This window comes from Pseudomonas sp. M5A4_2d, assembly GCF_053345295.1.
This window is the reverse complement of sequence record NZ_JBKEZW010000007.1, coordinates 290,054-307,228: the sequence shown is the minus strand read 5'-3', so window position 1 is coordinate 307,228 and position 17,175 is coordinate 290,054. Positions and strand designations below refer to the sequence as shown.

The window sequence follows — 17,175 nt, the reverse complement described above, 5'->3', positions numbered from 1 at the left end:
GGAGGGTTCTCTGATTAATGCGCCAGCGAGCGTAGCGACAAAGAGGGGCGCGGGAGTGCCGGCCGAAGTTGGCGCGCGATCATCGCGCGCCAGGCGTCACGTTGGTTGAGCAGGTTTTCGACGCCGCTCAAGACGTGCTTGTCATCCAGATCATCCGGCAGGGGCAGGCACTGGACCAGCCACAGCGCGCCACTGTCCGGCGCTTGCGCCAGGGCGCCCTGGAAGTGGTTCAGGCTGGGTTCACCTGGCCGCATCCAGGTTTCCAGTTGCGCGTTATCGGGCCTGTGCAGCGTCAGTTGGACACCTAATCGCAGTGTGCCCGACAGGCGTTGCAGGGTAATTGCGTGGCCGTCTTCAAACAGGGTGAGTGAGTCTTCACGACCCCGCGCCCAGTGGATGATCAGGGCGTTCAACTTACTGCACGCCGTCGAGCGCAGTTTTGAGCAGCATGTGTTTGGCACGGATCTGTTCGTGAAAGGCCCACTTGGCGTTACGTTGCTGCAGGCCCAGTTCGAAAAGGTCGACATCGGCGTCGTCTATGTCCGGATCCGCCATCGCCGTTTCCGCCCGATTTTTTTCAAGGTCGCTTCGTCGCAACAGTTGGCTCTTCAGGTTTGCGTAGAATTCCATAAACATTTACTCGTGATGTGTATGAAGTATGTGGCGTGCAGATCGCCACCAGTTCCATGCGGATTGACGTTTTTGAACCCTAAGGATTGCCACGTTTCACCCAGGACGCTCACTTGAAAATGCGGCTTCGGTGACCAGCAATATCTTGCGCATCGAGGCCCAATCGATACGAAAGTCGCCTTCGTTTGTTTCCAGTACCAGTGTCTGCGGCCTAACCCGGTCATCCGCGCGAAGTACCCAGTGGGTGATGTCCAGCATGGCGAGAGATTGCTTCAGACTCTCCACCTCCTGCGGGTGACACAGGAGGGTTGCGGTGACGTTAGGAAGCTGTGTGGCCATCAATCGTTTGATCAGGGCGCTGAGGCGTTGCGCGGGAGGAATGTCGTCCAGCAGGCAACACAGCGCCTGGTCGGCGATCGACGTGGCGTATCGCTCCAGGTTGTCGCACAGGACCTGGCGTTGGTGTTCCCACTCTTCGAGCTGGGCGTTGGCCCGTTGCCAAAACGCCTGGTGCGCTTGCTCAAGCAGGGCGTCGCGCTGTTCTGCTGCCTGGCTCAGCACCTCATCTGCCTGGGCTTTGGCACGCTCCAGCATTTGGCTGGCTTGAGCGCTCTCCCTGAGCATTTCCTGGGGAATCAAGACAGGTGCCTGGCCGGCAGAGCTGTCGTATAAATCAATTTTGCGTCGGCATAGCATCGTGGGGCAGCTCTTTCAGTTTAGGAAGTCTTCGTCGCGCGTGGTCGTCACCCGCCAGACGATGGCTTGCCAGAGCGTGTCGAGCCGAGTGTGTGCGTCTTCGAGTGAGTGAGATGTAGCTTCCATTTGCTGCACCCGTGGGCGTGAAAAACGCAAGCGAAGCCGCTGCCAGATGGCCGGCGGGACCCAGGCACGCAGGAGCTGCAATGGATCGTCGTCGGGCTGCAACAACGCTTCAGGGCTTAGCGCTTTGGAGAGGCGCAGGCACCACTGGTGATGGATGTCGCTTACCGTTCCGTCTAGAGGGCGATGACAGGTGTTGCCCAGCAGAGCCAGCATCTGGTTGAGTTGTTCGGTTGAAGCGAGGGCCAGCCGAAGTACGGTGGTGTGAGGCGGCGGCGGCAGGCAGGGCTCGATGCCCAGGAGCTTGCTGATCCGCGTGTGCTGGGCACGACAAAGTGCGTCCACGCTTTCCTGGTCAAGTACACGCCAATCTGCGTGCGAGGCCTCCCAGGGAAGGGCCCACCATTGGGCCCAGGCCCGTTGTTCACTCATCGGGCAACGTTGCCCCATTGGGTGTCGCTTGCGCGCGCTTTCGGTTACGCCAGAACAGTCCGCCGGCCACCGCCAGCACGCTACCGACCACTAAAAACGCTACGCAGGCGCGCCAGAACGCGACGTCGCTTTCCGGGAGAAGGAAAGGCCCGAAATAGCCTAGTCGTTGTTGCTCCGTATAGGCTGTGGACGGCACAAAAACCACTGTCAGTTTTTGTGAGTTATCCACCGCAGTCGACATGCCGGGGATGCTGCTGGCGACCATACGGCGTACACGGGCGCGAATATTGTCGGGCTCAAGCCTTGGATCATGCTTGATAAACACCGATGCGGAGGCGGGCTGTACCGGTTCCCCAGGAGCGACACGTTCGGGCAGCACGACGTGAACGCGTGCGACGATAACGCCGTCGATGTTCGACAGAGTGGCTTCGAGCTCCTGGGACAAGGCATAGATGTAACGAGCGCGTTCCTCCAGAGGGGTGGAAATGACGCCCTCCTTGCGAAAGGTTTGCCCCATCGTGACACGTGCAACCTTGGGCAGCCCGGCGGCTTCCAGCGTACGAACCGCTCGGCTGATGTCCGAGGCGCTGACACGAACAGTCACCCCCTCTTTGGCCGGGATTTTTTGTGCGCGTATGTGTTTGTCCGCCAGTTCCGCAATGACCTCATTGGCTTCCTGTTCGGACAGTTGGCGGTGCAATTCAACACTTTCACCGCAGCCGCTCAGCATGAGTACCAGCGATAACATGAAGCCCGGGGTCAGGAGACGGATCATTTTTACCTACTGCAGGTTGCTGATTTTTTCGAGGAATTGGGCGGTTTTACCGACGCTCTTGGTCAGCACCTGGGTAAGCAGCATGGTGTCTGAAAGGTTGCCGGCATAGTTGGCGCTGTCCTTTTCCTTGTTACCGGTACTGTAGGCACGCAGGCCCTTGGTCAAACCGGTGGTCGACTTGATCAGTTGATTGGACGCGTCGATCAGTAGGTTCGAGGACGGGGAGGCTGATGAAGCGGTGACGGGGCGTGCCGAACCTTCCAGTTGTGAGCTGAAAAAACTCACGTCTTCCCGGGGGAGTGTCGACTCTTGAGTGTTGGAGGGATTCAGGGCGCCGTTGTTACCCGACATGAGGTTACGTTCTACACGCATAGAGGGCCTTCACGAGTGATGGAAGAAGCCTCTCCTGCCGACAGGCAGGAGAGGTTAGCGAGTTATCGCACTGCTTCAGCGTTCTTTTTGGCCTCGTTCGTTTCGTAAACCTTGTTGCTTCGCTCGAAGGATTTACGTTGCATTTGGTCGCGCTGCTCTTCCAAGTCCTCGTTCTTCCTGTCACCGCCGATAAGCGAGCCGCTGAGAGACTGGAGAAGTGAGGCAATAACGTTTATACCCATGTTAATGACTCCATTGTTGGTGTATGAGAGATTAATATTCAGCCAAGTTTTTCTCTGCGCAGAATGCAGACACTGAGAACTCTTGGCTCTTTAACTGTGTGGTCCCTACCAACAAAAGCGTTCCAAATATTTCACCTGTGGATATTTAAAATTGTATTTCTTTGCTGTGGCAGCGACTGACATCAATTCAGTGATATATCCAATTGTTTCATCCTGTAGTAGAGCGTACGTTTGGCGATGCGCAGTTCAACCGCCACCTCCTCTACGTTATGCGCATGACGGCGCAGCGACTCTTCAATCAGTATTTTCTCTATTTGTTGTAAGCGGTCTTTCAAGTTCAGTGGTGTTTCCTGGGCTTCCAACGCCGGCACTGTGAGCGGTGGCAGCCCCAGTACAAAGCGTTTGGCCGTAGAGCGCAGTTCGCGCACGTTGCCCAGCCAGGTGTGACATAGCAGTTGTTGAAGCAATTCATTGGAGGCGAGAGGGGCGGCGTAGTTGAAGTTATCGGCCTCCTGTCGAACCATGTCGAGGAACAAGGGCACAATCCGCTCGTGCCGTTCTCGCAGGGGGGAGAGCTTGATGTTGACGACATTCAGGCGGAAGTACAGGTCACGCCTGAATGTGCCTTGTTCGACCATCTCATGCAGTGACTGCTGGGCGGAGGCGATGACGCGCATGTTCACAGGGATGAAACGGGTTGACCCCAGGCGCTCCACACCGCGAGCTTCCAGCACACGCAGCAGTTTGGCTTGCAGCGAGAGCGGCATGCTGTCGATTTCATCCAGGTACAGCGTGCCCAGGTGTGCGGTCTCGATAAAGCCGGCCCGTGATTGCACTGCACCGGTATAGGCGCCGCTGTTGACACCGAAGAGCTGGCTCTCCGCGAGGCTTTCCGGGATGGCGGCGCAGTTAACGGCAACGAAGTTGCCGCGTCGGCCGGACAGGCGATGTATCCGTTGCGCCAAGGTATCTTTACCGGTACCGGTTTCCCCCAGTAACAAGATGTCAACATTGAGTGCGGCAGTCGTATTGAGTGTGCTTTCAATATCTACGTCCTCAATGAATGGGGCGTCTAGTTCACTTTCCTTTTGGTAGGCGGCCGACATTTTGCTATCACTTCACTATGAGTAGAGCGGTATTCAACGGGGGCGCAGTAAACCGTAATTTATCCGGGGTGTCACTGTTCTTTAAGTAGGAAAACGTCTCGGGTTGTATTGAGGTTTTGAGGCGGACACTGCAAAAAGGTTAGTTCAAGTGTCGGAGTCGGAAAGTGCCAGTTTTATTCGTAGGATTAAACTTAAAGTTCGGTAGATTAGATGAGGTTTGTTGGGTTAAAGACGTGAAGGCCTATATCACGTTACGGCGGTGCCAAACAGCAGCCACAAAAAAGCCGATGCAGTGCATCGGCTTTTTGTTTGCGACGAACGCCGCAGGTAACGCTTACACGTTGAAACGGAAGTGCATCACGTCGCCATCCTTGACGATGTATTCCTTGCCTTCCAGGCGCCATTTACCGGCTTCCTTGGTACCGGCTTCACCCTTGTACTGGATGAAGTCGTTGTAGGCGATGACTTCGGCGCGGATGAAGCCTTTTTCGAAGTCGGTGTGGATCACGCCAGCGGCCTGTGGTGCAGTAGCACCGACTTTGACGGTCCACGCGCGGACTTCTTCGACACCGGCAGTGAAGTAAGTCTGCAGGTGGAGCATTTCGTAGCCCGCACGGATTACACGGTTCAAGCCAGGTTCTTCCAGGCCCAGGGCCTCAAGGAACATGTCTTTCTCTTCGCCATCATCCAGCTCGGCAATTTCTGCTTCGATCTTGTTGCACACCGGAACAACGATGGCGCCTTCTTCGTCGGCAATAGCCTTGACCACGTCGAGCAGCGGGTTGTTCTCGAAGCCGTCTTCAGCAACGTTGGCGATGTACATCACCGGCTTGGTGGTCAGCAGATGGAAGCCTTTGATCACCGCTTTTTCGTCGGCATTCATGCTCTTCATCAGGCTGCGCGCTGGTTTGCCCAAGGTGAAGTGAGCGATCAGTTGCTCCAGCAGGCCTTTCTGGACCACTGCATCCTTGTCGCCGCCCTTGGCGTTACGCGCGACTTTCTGCAGTTGCTTTTCGCAGCTGTCGAGGTCGGCGAAGATCAGTTCCAGGTCGATGATCTCGATGTCGCGTTTCGGGTCGACACTGTTGGAGACGTGAATCACGTTCTCGTCTTCAAAGCAGCGGACTACGTGGGCAATGGCATCGGTTTCACGGATGTTGGCCAGGAACTTGTTGCCCAGACCCTCACCTTTCGACGCGCCGGCCACCAGGCCCGCGATGTCGACGAACTCCATGGTAGTCGGCAGGATGCGCTTGGGATTGACGATAGCCGCCAGCGCTTGCAGGCGCGGGTCCGGCATGGCCACGATGCCGCTGTTGGGTTCGATGGTGCAGAAGGGGAAGTTCTCCGCCGCAATACCGGACTTGGTCAAGGCGTTGAACAGGGTGGATTTGCCGACGTTGGGCAGGCCGACGATGCCGCAATTGAATCCCATGGTGTTTCCCCTCGGTAAGAGTCAGGCCTTCTGGCTGTGCAGGTTTTTCATCGCACGGTTCCATTCACCGGCGAAGATATCCGGCAGCACGCCGAGGGCAAAGTCGATGCTGGCATCGAGTTTTTCCTGTTCGGCGCGTGGCGCACGACCCAGGACGAAATTTGAAACCATACTGGCAACGCCTGGGTGGCCAATGCCGAGCCGCAGACGGTAAAAATTATTCTGATTACCCAACTGCGCAATGATGTCGCGCAGGCCATTGTGGCCGCCATGCCCGCCGCCCAACTTGAGTTTGGCAACGCCGGGTGGCAAGTCCAGTTCGTCATGGGCCACCAGGATTTCTTCGGGTTTGATCCGGAAGAAGCCCGCAAGCGCCGCGACAGCCTGGCCGCTGCGGTTCATGTAGGTGGTGGGAATCAGCAGACGAACATCCTGACCCTGGTGCGAGAAGCGCCCGGTCAGGCCAAAATATTTGCGATCAGCCGTAAGGCTCACACCTTGGGCGTGGGCGATACGCTCAACAAAAAGGGCCCCCGCGTTATGCCGGGTCTGTTCGTATTCGGCGCCTGGATTTCCCAGGCCAACGATCAGTTTAATGGCAGTCACGACAGGGGCCCTTCCTTTGGAGTTGTGGATAACATCGCCAGACCTAAGTGCGGCGAAAGTGGACGGCAGGAGCTAACTTATCCAGAGATAAACTTCGCGTTGTCGCCCGCTTTCTCGCTACGTTCCGGTCCGCGATGTTTCCTCAAGCTCCGGCAATACAGAGTGAATTACTCTGCAGCGCCTTCTTCAGCTTCTGGTGCAACGCGTGGAGCGTGAACGTTTGCAACAGCTTTGTCATCACCGTGAGCCAGTGCAACAAACTCAACGCCTTTAGGGGCTTTGAGGTCGGACAGGTGAACGATGTCGCCGATTTCCAGAGCCGACAGGTCGACTTCGATGAACTCAGGCAGGTCTTTCGGCAGGCAGGTCACTTCGATCTCGGCAACAACGTGCGAAACTTCGCCGCCTTTCTTGACCGGGGCTTCTTCACCAACAAAGTGTACAGGCACGATAGCGGTCAGTTTCTGACCGGCTACTACGCGTACGAAGTCAGCGTGCAGCACGTGGCCTTTAGCTGGGTGACGTTGCAGTGCCTTGATGATGACGTTCTGCTTCTTGCCACCAACGTTCAGCTCGATGATGTGGCTGTAGGCCGCATCGTTTTCGAGCAGTTTGGCAACTTCTTTAGCCAGCATGCTGATGGATTCAGGGGCTTTTTCGCCACCGTAAACTACAGCTGGAACCAGGCTTGCGAGACGACGCAGGCGGCGGCTCGCACCTTTCCCCAGGTCGGAACGCAGTTCAGCATTCAAAGTAAAATCGTTCATGTTGTATCTCCAAAATAACCACATTCGCCCCAGCGTTTGCGACCAGCGCTAAAGGCGATATGGGCAAAAAAGCCCCGCCCCAACAGAATGCTGGGGCGGGGCGCTTTTCGTCAGTGGATGTTTCGTAAGGGCTGACCCTTAACGGAACATCGCGCTGATCGATTCTTCGTTGCTGATGCGGCGAACCGCTTCGGCAACTACCGGTGCGATATCCAATTGACGGATACGCGAACAGGCTTGAGCTGCTGCGGACAACGGGATGGTGTTAGTCACCACCAGTTCGTCCAGCATGGAGTTCTCGATGTTCTCGATCGCTCGGCCCGACAGCACAGGGTGTGTGCAGTAGGCGAAGACTTTTGCAGCACCGTGCTCTTTCAAGGCTTTGGCCGCGTGGCACAGAGTGCCGGCGGTGTCGACCATGTCATCAACCAGAATACAGGTACGCCCTTCGACATCACCGATGATATGCATCACTTCGGAGTGATTAGCTTTTTCACGGCGTTTGTCGATGATCCCGAGATCCACGCCCAAGGATTTGGCAACAGCCCGTGCACGCACGACGCCACCAATGTCCGGGGACACGATCATCAGGTTTTCAAAGCGCTGATCTTCGATGTCATCCACCAATACTGGTGAGCCGTAGATGTTATCTACCGGAATATCGAAGAACCCTTGGATTTGGTCAGCGTGCAGGTCAACCGTGAGAACACGGTCGATGCCTACCACGGTCAGCATGTCAGCGACGACTTTCGCGCTGATAGCCACACGTGCGGAACGCGGACGGCGATCCTGACGGGCATAACCAAAGTAAGGGATTACAGCTGTGATTCGAGTCGCTGAGGAGCGGCGGAAGGCATCAGCCATCACGACGAGTTCCATCAGGTTATCGTTGGTCGGAGCGCAAGTCGGCTGAATAATGAAGACGTCTTTACCGCGGACATTTTCATTGATCTCGGCTGTAATTTCGCCGTCGGAGAACTTACCGACAGAGATGTCACCGAGAGGGATATGCAGCTGACGTACGACACGTCGAGCCAGATCGGGGTTAGCGTTCCCCGTAAAGACCATCATCTTGGACACGCGCAGTACCTAGAGGCTGAGGGTAACCTGGATGAGTATTAGAAAATGGCAGGGGCGGCTGGATTCGAACCAACGCATGGCAGGATCAAAACCTGCTGCCTTACCGCTTGGCGACGCCCCTGTATTTGTTGCAACGAGTACCCAGTACTCGGTTCCTTTAGAGCAGACTTTGCAGCTTGCGATGCAACATCGAAACGTTGCTTCCCTTTGCTACAAACCCTGTAAGGGTCTCTGTAAGAAGGGCCGAGACTTTATCAGCTTCAGCTTTGTTTGGGAAGCCCCCAAACACACAACTTCCAGTTCCGGTTAATTTTGCTTCGGTAAATTTACCTAACAAATTCAAAGCGTTACGTACATCTGGATAACGCCTTGCTACAACCGGTAAGCAGTCATTTCGACTGTTTCCCTTGGGAACGGGGCGCACTTTAATGGGAGGAGAGTTACGTGTCAACAGTGGATCTGAAAAAATTTCTGCTGTACTTACAGATACTTGCGGAACAAGCACGACATACCACGGCTCTTCGGGGTATTCCGGGGTGAGTTTCTCGCCCACGCCCTCGGCAAAAGCCGCGTGCCCATGCACGAAAACCGGGACGTCGGCGCCCAGTGTCAGGCCCAGCGTGGCCAGGCGATCGAGGTCCCAACCCAGTTGCCACAAGTGATTCAGGCCGAGCAGTGTGGTCGCGGCATTTGAGCTGCCGCCACCGATGCCACCGCCCATAGGCAAAATTTTATCGATCCAGATGTCGATGCCGAGCGGGCAACCGGATTGCTCTTGGATTTTTTTTGCGGCTCTCACGATCAGATTGCTGTCGTGGGGCACGCCTTCAAATTCGGTATGCAGCTGAATCACGCCATCGTCGCGTACGGCGAAGGTCAGCTCATCGCCGTAGTCGAGAAATTGAAACAGCGTCTGCAACTCGTGGTAGCCGTCTTCACGGCGCCCCAGAATGTGCAGCATCAAATTGAGTTTGGCTGGGGAGGGCAGGGTCAATGTGGCGACGGTCACGTTATTGCCCCAGCTTGCGCGGTTGCCATTCCTTGATCACCAACGTGACGTCAAGGTCGGTGCCATGCAGTTTGATGCGCTCGGGCAGCCAGTAAGCGCCCTGTTGCACGTAGCTGAGGTACTCAACCTGCCAGCCATCCTGCTCCAGAGTGGCCAGGCGACTGTCGCCGTTGAGGCTCAGGCGGCTCTTGCTGTCCGGCGCGGGCAAGCCGCGCACCCACCAGACCAGATGGGACACCGGCAATTTCCAGCCCATCTGTTCTTCCAGCAAGGCTTCCGGCGTCGTTGCTTCATAGCGACCCTGGTTCGCCACTTCAAGGCTCACTTGCCCCGGTCGACCGGTCAGGCGCGCTGCGCCACGGCCAAGTGGCCCTGACAGGCGAATGTCGTAATAGTCCTGGCGCTGCAGCCAGAACAACGTGCCGCTGCCGGAATCTTTCGGCGCGCGAACGCCGACCTTGCCGTCGATCTGCCAGCCGTCGATGCTGCTGAGCTGCTCTTTGTGCTGTTTCCATTGCGCCTGGTTGCCCTGGCCTTCAACGGATTCACGGCTGCCTATGCCCGCGCAACCGGCGAGCAAGGCGATCAAACTGAAAACAATGACGTGGCGCAAAAACATAAATTTAAAGGGTCTCGGATCCGGTCAGGCGCTTGATGGTGCCGCGCAGGATGGGGCTTTCGGGTTGTTCCTTGAGGAATTTTTCCCAGATTTGTCGCGCTTCGCGTTGTTTGCCATTGGCCCAGAGCACTTCGCCCAGGTGAGCGGCGACTTCCTGGTCGGGGAAGCGCTCGAGTGCCTGGCGCAACAAACGCTCGGCCTCGTCCAGGTTGCCCAGTCGGTAATTGACCCAGCCCAGGCTGTCGAGCACGGCCGGGTCTTCCGGGTTGAGCTTGTGGGCGTGCTCGATCAGCGCCTTGGCTTCGGCGTATCGCGTAGTACGGTCAGACAGGGTGTAACCCAAGGCGTTCAGCGCCATGGCGTTGTCCGGGTCGCGCTTGATGATCAGGCGCAGGTCTTTCTCCATTTGCGCCAGGTCATTGCGTTTTTCCGCCTGCATGGCACGGGTGTACAGCAGGTTCAAGTCGTCCGGGTATTGCAGCAACGCTTGTTGCAGCAACTTCCAGGCGCGTTCGCCCTGTTTGTTGGCTGACAGGGTTTCGGCCTGAATCAGGTACAACTGGATGGCGTAGTCAGGTTCGGCGTCGCGTGCGGCTGCCAGGCGTTTTTCCGCCTCGTCGGTGCGACCGTTGCTCATCAGAATGTCGGCCTGGCGCAGTTGTGCCGGCAGGTAGTCATTGCCAGGGCCGACCTGGGCGTATTCGAGCAGGGCGGCCTGTGGGTCGTTGCGCTCTTCAGCGATACGGCCGAGGTTAAGATGCGCGGAGTCCACATGGCTTTCGCGCTGGATCAGCTCCTCAAGGTAACCCTTGGCCTCGTCCCAGGCCTTGGCTTCCAGGCATACCAGTGCCAGCGAGTAGCGCAATTCATCGTCGTCCGGGTATTGCTGGACCAGGTTGGCGAACTGCACTTTGGCGTCCTCCATGCGGTCCTGCTCAACCAGCGTGCGCGCATATGTCAGGCGCAGGCGCTTGTCGTCCGGGTACTTTTTGATGCTTTTTTCCAGCAGTGGAATCGCTTCCTTGCCGCGATTGAGGTTCTGCAGCAGGCGTGCGCGCAGCAAAATCGGGGCGATCTCGCCGTCTTCGGGCGGGTTCTGCTCCAGCAGCTTCAGCGCGGCGTCGGCTTCGTCATCCTGTTGCAACAGCAGTGCCTTGCCGAAAATCAGCTGGCTGTTCTTCGGATGTTTTTGCAGCAGGCGGTCGAAACTCTTCATCAGGCCATTGCGAGTGTCCTGGTCGGTGTCGGCAGCCGACAGCGCGAGGAAGTCGAAATGCGTGTCGCCTTTGCCCTGCAGGACTTTCTCCATATAGACCATGGAGTCGTCATAACGCCCGGCGCGCGCCAGTTGAACGGCGGCCGCGCGTTGCGCTTCCAGATCGTCCGGTGCGTTTTTCGCCCAGATCAGCGATGTGTCCAGCGCGGCCTGGTCAGCGCCCAGGTATTCGGCGATGCGAAATGCACGCTCCGAAATGCCTGGGTCCTGGGTATTGATGGCCTGGGTCACGTAGTTATCCAGGGCAATATCGAAACGATTGCGCTGGCCGGCGAGTTCCGCCGTCAGCAGGCTGTAGATCGTTTCTTCATTGAACGAGGAATAAACCTTGGGCTTTTCAGGGGCGGGGGTGCTGTCTTCCACCGGCGGCGTACCGTCCGGCGACACGGGGGCCAAGGCCTGGCAGCCGCTGAGGAAGACAAAAGCAAGGAGCAACGCGGAAGATCTATTCATATAGGAAGAGGACGACTAACCTGCGGTCGGATCATCATGACACAAGCCTTCGGCCAAACATAACCGAGTCTCAGTGGGTGCCTTTATAGACACAAGGCATTAGGACAATAGCCTACGGTGGTTGTTCTGAATCATTCGAAGTAGGACAATTGCCGGCTTCCCGACATCATCAGCGATATTGAATGGCCTTCCTTGCACTCGGTATTAACCACAAGACTGCTTCCGTAGACGTGCGCGAGCGCGTGGCGTTTACGCCCGAGCAGTTGGTTGAGGCCTTGCAGCAGCTCTGCCGGCTCACCGACAGCCGCGAAGCTGCGATCCTTTCGACCTGCAATCGCAGTGAGCTTTATATAGAGCAGGAACATCTTTCCGCGGATGTGGTGCTGCGCTGGCTGGCCGATTATCACCATTTGGATCTCGAGGACCTGCGCGCCAGCGCGTATGTGCACGAAGAGGATGCGGCAGTTCGTCACATGATGCGCGTTGCCTCAGGGCTCGACTCGCTGGTGCTGGGCGAGCCGCAGATCCTCGGCCAGATGAAATCCGCCTACGCCGTGGCCCGCGAGGCCGGAACCGTGGGCCCGCTGCTGGGTCGCCTGTTCCAGGCCACGTTCAATTCGGCCAAGCAAGTGCGCACCGACACCGCCATCGGTGAAAATCCGGTGTCCGTGGCGTTTGCCGCTGTCAGCCTGGCCAAACAGATTTTCAGCGACTTGCAGCGCAGCCAGGCCCTGCTGATCGGTGCCGGTGAAACCATTACTTTGGTCGCCCGCCACCTGCATGACCTGGGCGTGAAGCGTATTGTGGTCGCCAACCGCACCCTGGAGCGCGCGAGCATTCTCGCCGAACAGTTCGGTGCGCATGCCGTGCTGCTCTCGGAGATCCCGGCCGAACTGGTGCGCAGCGATATCGTCATCAGCTCCACCGCCAGCCAGTTGCCGATCCTTGGCAAAGGTGCGGTCGAGAGCGCATTGAAGCTGCGCAAGCACAAGCCGATTTTCATGGTGGATATTGCCGTTCCCCGGGATATCGAGCCAGAAGTCGGCGAGTTGGACGACGTTTACCTCTATAGCGTCGACGATTTGCACGAAGTGGTCGCCGAAAACCTCAAGAGTCGCCAGGGTGCTGCCCAGGCTGCCGAGGAAATGGTCAGTACCGGCGCCGAAGACTTCATGGTGCGCCTGCGTGAACTGGCGGCAGTGGACGTGCTCAAGGCTTATCGTCAGCAAGGTGAACGCCTGCGCGATGAGGAGTTGGTCAAGGCCCAGCGTTTGCTGGCCAACGGCAGCAGCGCCGAAGAGGTGTTGATGCAACTGGCCCGTGGCTTGACCAACAAGTTGCTCCACGCCCCCAGCGTTCAGTTGAAAAAGCTTACTGCCGAAGGCCGCCTTGATGCGCTGGCCATGGCCCAGGAACTCTTTGCCCTCGGTGAGGGCGCGTCAGATAGCTCTTCGGATAAAAAACCGCAATGAAAGCGTCACTGCTCAATAAACTGGACGTGCTCCAGGACCGTTTCGAAGAACTGACCGCCTTGCTCGGCGATGGCGAGGTCATCTCCGATCAGACCAAGTTCCGCGCCTATTCCAAGGAATACGCCGAAGTTGAGCCGATTGTGGCTACCTACAAAAACCTGACGAAGGTGCAGGCCGACCTCGAAGGCGCCCAGGCGCTGCTCAAGGACAGCGACCCGGACATGCGCGAAATGGCCGTGGAAGAAGTCCGTGAAGCCAAGGACAAACTGGCCGAGCTGGAAGGCGACCTGCAGCGTATGTTGCTGCCCAAAGACCCCAACGACGGGCGCAACGTGTTCCTCGAAATCCGTGCCGGCACCGGTGGCGACGAGGCGGCGATTTTCTCCGGCGACCTGTTCCGTATGTACTCGCGCTATGCCGAGCGCCGTGGCTGGCGCGTCGAGATTCTGTCCGAGAACGAAGGCGAACACGGCGGCTATAAAGAAGTGATCGCCCGGGTTGAAGGCGACAATGTCTACGGCAAGCTGAAATTCGAATCCGGCGCGCACCGCGTGCAGCGGGTTCCGGCGACCGAATCCCAGGGCCGTATCCACACCTCGGCGTGCACCGTGGCCGTGTTGCCCGAGCCGGACGAGCAGGAAGCCATCGAGATCAACCCGGCGGACTTGCGCGTCGACACGTACCGCTCTTCGGGCGCCGGTGGTCAGCACGTCAACAAGACCGACTCGGCGATCCGTATCACTCACTTGCCGTCGGGCATCGTGGTGGAGTGCCAGGAAGAACGTTCACAGCACAAGAACCGTGCGCGGGCCATGTCCTGGCTGTCGGCCAAGCTCAACGACCAGCAAACCAGCGCCGCCGCCAACGCGATTGCCAGCGAGCGTAAGTTGCTGGTGGGTTCGGGCGACCGCTCCGAGCGCATCCGCACCTACAACTTTGCCCAGGGCCGGGTCACCGACCACCGGGTCAACCTCACCCTTTACTCCCTCGACGAGATTCTCGCCGGTGGCGTAGATGCGGTGATCGAGCCCTTGCTCGCCGAATACCAGGCCGATCAATTGGCGGCGATAGGTGAATAAATGACCATCATTGCCAGCCTTCTGCGCGCCGCCGACCTGCCTGACTCGCCCACCGCGCGCCTGGATGTGGAGTTGTTGCTGGCCGCTGCCCTGGGCAAGTCGCGCAGCTACCTGCACACCTGGCCGGAAAAGATTGTCAGCAGCGAAGATGCGCTGACCTTTGCCGACTACCTGCAACGTCGCCGTGGCGGTGAGCCAGTGGCGTATATCCTCGGCCAGCAAGGCTTCTGGAAGCTGGACCTGGAGGTTGCGCCTCATACGCTGATCCCGCGTCCGGAAACCGAGCTGCTGGTGGAAGCTGCGCTGGAACTGTTGCCTGCCAACCCTGCCAGGGTTCTCGACCTGGGCACCGGCAGCGGCGCCATCGCCCTGGCCCTGGCCAGCGAACGCCCGGCCTGGCAGGTCACGGCGGTAGACCGCGTGCTGGAAGCCGTGGCCCTGGCCGAGCGCAATCGCCAGCGCCTGCACCTGAAGAACGCCACGGTGTTGAACAGCCATTGGTTCAGCGCCCTGCAAGGCCAAACCTTCAATCTGATCATCAGCAACCCGCCGTACATTGCCGATAACGATCCCCATCTGGTGGCCGGTGACGTGCGTTTTGAGCCCGCCAGTGCCCTGGTGGCCGGCCATGACGGCCTGGACGATTTGCGGTTGATCATCGCCCAATCCCCGGCCCACCTGAACGCCGGTGGTTGGCTGTTGCTTGAGCATGGCTATGATCAAGCCGCTGCCGTGCGTGACTTGTTACTGGGCGAAGGCTTTGAAGACGTACACAGCCGTATCGACCTCGGCGGCCACGAACGCATCACCCTGGGGCACCGCCTGTGCTGAGCGATCAGGAGCTGTTGCGCTATAGCCGACAGATTCTGTTGCAGCATGTCGACATCGAAGGCCAGTTGCGCCTGAAAAATGGCCGCGCGCTGATCGTCGGCCTTGGTGGGTTGGGCGCGCCAGTTGCGTTGTATCTGGCCGCCGCGGGTGTGGGTGAGTTGCACCTGGCCGACTTCGACAGCGTCGACCTGACCAACCTGCAACGCCAGATCATCCACGACACGGACAGCGTCGGGCAGACCAAGGTCGATTCGGCCATGCGTCGTCTCACGGCGATCAACCCGGACGTCACACTGCTCGCCCATCGCACAGCGCTGGATGCCGATTCACTGGCGACGGCGGTGGGGGGCGTCGATGTGGTGCTCGACTGCAGCGACAACTTCTCGACCCGCGAAGCCGTCAACGCCGCCTGCGTCGCTGCCGGCAAGCCATTGATCAGCGGCGCGGCGATTCGCCTGGAGGGGCAACTGTCGGTGTTTGATCCGCGCCGCGCCGAAAGCCCTTGCTACCACTGTTTGTATGGGCACGGCAGCGACACTGAACTGACGTGCAGCGAGGCCGGCGTCGTCGGCCCGTTGGTGGGCGTGGTCGGCAGCCTGCAAGCACTGGAAGCCTTGAAACTGCTGGCCGGCTTCGGTGAGCCGTTGGTGGGGCGGCTGTTGCTGATTGATGCCCTGACCACGCGTTTTCGCGAATTGCGCGTCAAACGCGACCCGGGTTGCAGCGTGTGTGGGACCCAACGTGGTTAAGGATGCGCCAATTGGTGTGTTCGATTCCGGCGTCGGCGGCCTGTCGGTGCTGGATGAAATCCAGCAGTTGCTGCCCCATGAGTCGCTGCTGTACGTGGCTGACGGCGGGAATATCCCGTATGGCGAGAAATCTCCGGCGTTCATTCTCGAGCGCTCCCGTACCGTCGCGAAGTTTTTCCGCGAGCAGGGTGCCAAAGCCTTTGTGATTGCCTGCAACACCGCGACCGTCGCCGCCGTGGCCGATTTGCGCCAGGACTATCCCGACTGGCCCCTGGTGGGCATGGAGCCGGCGGTCAAGCCGGCGGCTGCCGCCACCCGCAGTGGCGTGGTCGGTGTACTCGCCACCACCGGCACCCTGCAAAGCGCCAAATTTGCCGCCTTGCTCGACCGCTTTGCCACCGATGTGCGGGTCATTACCCAACCGTGCCCAGGGCTGGTGGAGTTGATTGAAAGCGGTGACCTCAAGAGTGCCGCCCTGCGCCAGATGTTGCAGGGTTATGTCGAGCCGCTGCTCAGCGCCGGTTGCGACACCATCATTCTCGGCTGCACCCATTACCCCTTCCTCAAGCCGCTCCTGGCGCAGATGCTTCCCCCAAGCATCATCCTGATCGACACCGGCGCCGCCGTGGCGCGTCAGCTCAAGCGGCTGCTGGGTGAGCGCAACCTCCTGGCTGGCGCAAACCCTGAGCCTGCGCAGTTCTGGACCAGCGGTGACGTCGATCACCTAAGAAATATCCTACCGACGCTATGGAAATCTCCTGGAGTTGTGCGTAGTTTTGGTTCGTGAAAAATTCGTGAAACGTCGGCGTTAGAAGCTGAACTTCTGACACTACGGCAGCTTCTATAACGAGTTAGCTTGTACAAAACCATACAACTTCGTTCTCAAAGGACTGTTTCTTATGAAGCGCTTGTTCTGTTTGGCTGCGATTGCGGCCGTGGTGGTAGGGCACTCGGTTTCGGCGCAGGCTGCCGGCCTGGAATTGGGTGTGGGGAGCACCAGTGAGTCGACCATGACCTATCGACTTGGGCTGACGTCGGATTGGGATAAGAGCTGGTGGCAGAGCGATACCGGCCGACTGACGGGCTATTGGAGCGGCGCCTACACGTATTGGGATGGCGACAAGCGCGCCAGTGTGAGCAGCCTGTCATTCTCGCCGGTATTTGTGTACGAGTTTGCCGGTCAGTCGGTCAAACCCTATATCGAGGCGGGGATCGGCGTGGCCGTGTTCTCACGTACGCGGGTCGAAGACAACAACATCGGCCAGGCCTTCCAGTTCGAAGACCGCCTGGGCTTTGGTTTGCGCTTTGCCGGTGGGCATGAAGTGGGCATCCGCGCCACGCACTATTCCAACGCGGGTATCAGCAGCAATAACGACGGGGTAGAAAGCTATTCGTTGCACTACACGTTGGCGTTGTAATGCGT

Annotated in this window: 21 protein-coding genes and 1 tRNA gene; 6 read left to right on the top strand and 16 right to left on the bottom strand. The window is 58.4% G+C overall.

Annotated features, from left to right (window positions below):
* Positions 1–14: 14 nt before the first annotated feature.
* The 16 genes from ACLBW8_RS18510 to ACLBW8_RS18435 all read right to left on the bottom strand — a co-directional run bounded on the left by ACLBW8_RS18510 (position 15) and on the right by ACLBW8_RS18435 (position 11,621).
* Positions 15–413 carry a hypothetical protein gene (locus ACLBW8_RS18510; protein WP_064450595.1) on the bottom strand — a complete coding sequence of 133 codons (399 nt, stop codon included), beginning with the start codon at positions 411–413 and terminating at the stop codon, positions 15–17.
* Position 414: 1 nt separating this feature from the next.
* Positions 415–630, bottom strand: a complete 216-nt coding sequence (locus tag ACLBW8_RS18505) for a hypothetical protein (RefSeq protein WP_128588667.1) — start codon at positions 628–630, stop codon at positions 415–417.
* 96 nt (positions 631–726) lie between these two features.
* Positions 727–1,326, bottom strand: a complete 600-nt coding sequence (gene sctL / locus ACLBW8_RS18500) for a type III secretion system stator protein SctL (protein WP_447806008.1) — start codon at positions 1,324–1,326, stop codon at positions 727–729.
* A gap of 15 nt (positions 1,327–1,341) precedes the next feature.
* Complete coding sequence (locus tag ACLBW8_RS18495) at positions 1,342–1,794, bottom strand: type III secretion protein (protein WP_447806007.1); 453 nt, start codon at positions 1,792–1,794, stop codon at positions 1,342–1,344.
* Between the two features lie 79 nt (positions 1,795–1,873).
* The gene (gene sctJ, locus ACLBW8_RS18490; RefSeq protein WP_221293873.1) at positions 1,874–2,656 is read right to left on the bottom strand and encodes a type III secretion system inner membrane ring lipoprotein SctJ; all 783 of its coding nucleotides are present in this window, start codon (positions 2,654–2,656) and stop codon (positions 1,874–1,876) included.
* A 6-nt stretch (positions 2,657–2,662) separates the two neighbouring features.
* Complete coding sequence (locus tag ACLBW8_RS18485) at positions 2,663–3,028, bottom strand: hypothetical protein (protein WP_447806006.1); 366 nt, start codon at positions 3,026–3,028, stop codon at positions 2,663–2,665.
* A 62-nt stretch (positions 3,029–3,090) separates the two neighbouring features.
* Positions 3,091–3,270: a hypothetical protein gene (locus ACLBW8_RS18480; protein WP_447806005.1), complete on the bottom strand. Its 180-nt coding sequence runs from the start codon at positions 3,268–3,270 to the stop codon at positions 3,091–3,093.
* A gap of 182 nt (positions 3,271–3,452) precedes the next feature.
* On the bottom strand, positions 3,453–4,376 hold the full coding sequence (locus ACLBW8_RS18475) for a sigma 54-interacting transcriptional regulator (protein ID WP_447806004.1): 924 nt from the start codon (positions 4,374–4,376) through the stop codon (positions 3,453–3,455).
* Between the two features lie 334 nt (positions 4,377–4,710).
* Positions 4,711–5,811: a redox-regulated ATPase YchF gene (gene ychF, locus ACLBW8_RS18470; RefSeq protein ID WP_064450602.1), complete on the bottom strand. Its 1,101-nt coding sequence runs from the start codon at positions 5,809–5,811 to the stop codon at positions 4,711–4,713.
* A gap of 21 nt (positions 5,812–5,832) precedes the next feature.
* Positions 5,833–6,417, bottom strand: coding sequence for an aminoacyl-tRNA hydrolase (gene pth / locus ACLBW8_RS18465; RefSeq protein ID WP_053254257.1), 585 nt, complete (start codon positions 6,415–6,417; stop codon positions 5,833–5,835).
* A 167-nt stretch (positions 6,418–6,584) separates the two neighbouring features.
* Complete coding sequence (locus ACLBW8_RS18460) at positions 6,585–7,184, bottom strand: 50S ribosomal protein L25/general stress protein Ctc (protein ID WP_064450603.1); 600 nt, start codon at positions 7,182–7,184, stop codon at positions 6,585–6,587.
* A gap of 138 nt (positions 7,185–7,322) precedes the next feature.
* Complete coding sequence (locus ACLBW8_RS18455) at positions 7,323–8,264, bottom strand: ribose-phosphate pyrophosphokinase (protein ID WP_003208392.1); 942 nt, start codon at positions 8,262–8,264, stop codon at positions 7,323–7,325.
* A gap of 46 nt (positions 8,265–8,310) precedes the next feature.
* Positions 8,311–8,385: transfer RNA gene (locus ACLBW8_RS18450), tRNA-Gln, on the bottom strand.
* A gap of 36 nt (positions 8,386–8,421) precedes the next feature.
* On the bottom strand, positions 8,422–9,225 hold the full coding sequence (gene ispE / locus ACLBW8_RS18445; protein WP_447806064.1) for a 4-(cytidine 5'-diphospho)-2-C-methyl-D-erythritol kinase: 804 nt from the start codon (positions 9,223–9,225) through the stop codon (positions 8,422–8,424).
* A 49-nt stretch (positions 9,226–9,274) separates the two neighbouring features.
* Positions 9,275–9,892, bottom strand: a complete 618-nt coding sequence (lolB, locus tag ACLBW8_RS18440; RefSeq protein WP_064450605.1) for a lipoprotein insertase outer membrane protein LolB — start codon at positions 9,890–9,892, stop codon at positions 9,275–9,277.
* 4 nt (positions 9,893–9,896) lie between these two features.
* Entirely contained in the window at positions 9,897–11,621 is a 1,725-nt protein-coding gene (locus ACLBW8_RS18435) for a tetratricopeptide repeat protein (RefSeq protein ID WP_064450606.1), read from the bottom strand.
* Between the two features lie 182 nt (positions 11,622–11,803).
* Between ACLBW8_RS18435 and hemA the strand changes: the two genes are divergently transcribed.
* From hemA to ACLBW8_RS18405, 6 genes are all read left to right on the top strand, one after another.
* Positions 11,804–13,093 carry a glutamyl-tRNA reductase gene (gene hemA / locus ACLBW8_RS18430; protein ID WP_064450607.1) on the top strand — a complete coding sequence of 430 codons (1,290 nt, stop codon included), beginning with the start codon at positions 11,804–11,806 and terminating at the stop codon, positions 13,091–13,093.
* A complete protein-coding gene (gene prfA / locus ACLBW8_RS18425) occupies positions 13,090–14,172 on the top strand; it encodes a peptide chain release factor 1 (protein ID WP_053131841.1) in 1,083 nt (360 codons plus the stop codon). The genes hemA and prfA overlap by 4 nt, the downstream gene beginning before the upstream one ends.
* Positions 14,173–15,003 (top strand): peptide chain release factor N(5)-glutamine methyltransferase, encoded by an 831-nt coding sequence (gene prmC, locus ACLBW8_RS18420; RefSeq protein ID WP_447806003.1) that lies wholly within the window; start codon positions 14,173–14,175, stop codon positions 15,001–15,003. It abuts the gene before it with no gap.
* The gene (locus ACLBW8_RS18415; protein ID WP_447806002.1) at positions 14,997–15,752 is read left to right on the top strand and encodes a molybdopterin-synthase adenylyltransferase MoeB; all 756 of its coding nucleotides are present in this window, start codon (positions 14,997–14,999) and stop codon (positions 15,750–15,752) included. The genes prmC and ACLBW8_RS18415 overlap by 7 nt, the downstream gene beginning before the upstream one ends.
* Positions 15,745–16,539: a glutamate racemase gene (murI, locus tag ACLBW8_RS18410; protein WP_262666989.1), complete on the top strand. Its 795-nt coding sequence runs from the start codon at positions 15,745–15,747 to the stop codon at positions 16,537–16,539. The genes ACLBW8_RS18415 and murI overlap by 8 nt, the downstream gene beginning before the upstream one ends.
* A gap of 112 nt (positions 16,540–16,651) precedes the next feature.
* A complete protein-coding gene (locus tag ACLBW8_RS18405; RefSeq protein WP_064450612.1) occupies positions 16,652–17,170 on the top strand; it encodes an acyloxyacyl hydrolase in 519 nt (172 codons plus the stop codon).
* Positions 17,171–17,175: the final 5 nt, after the last annotated feature.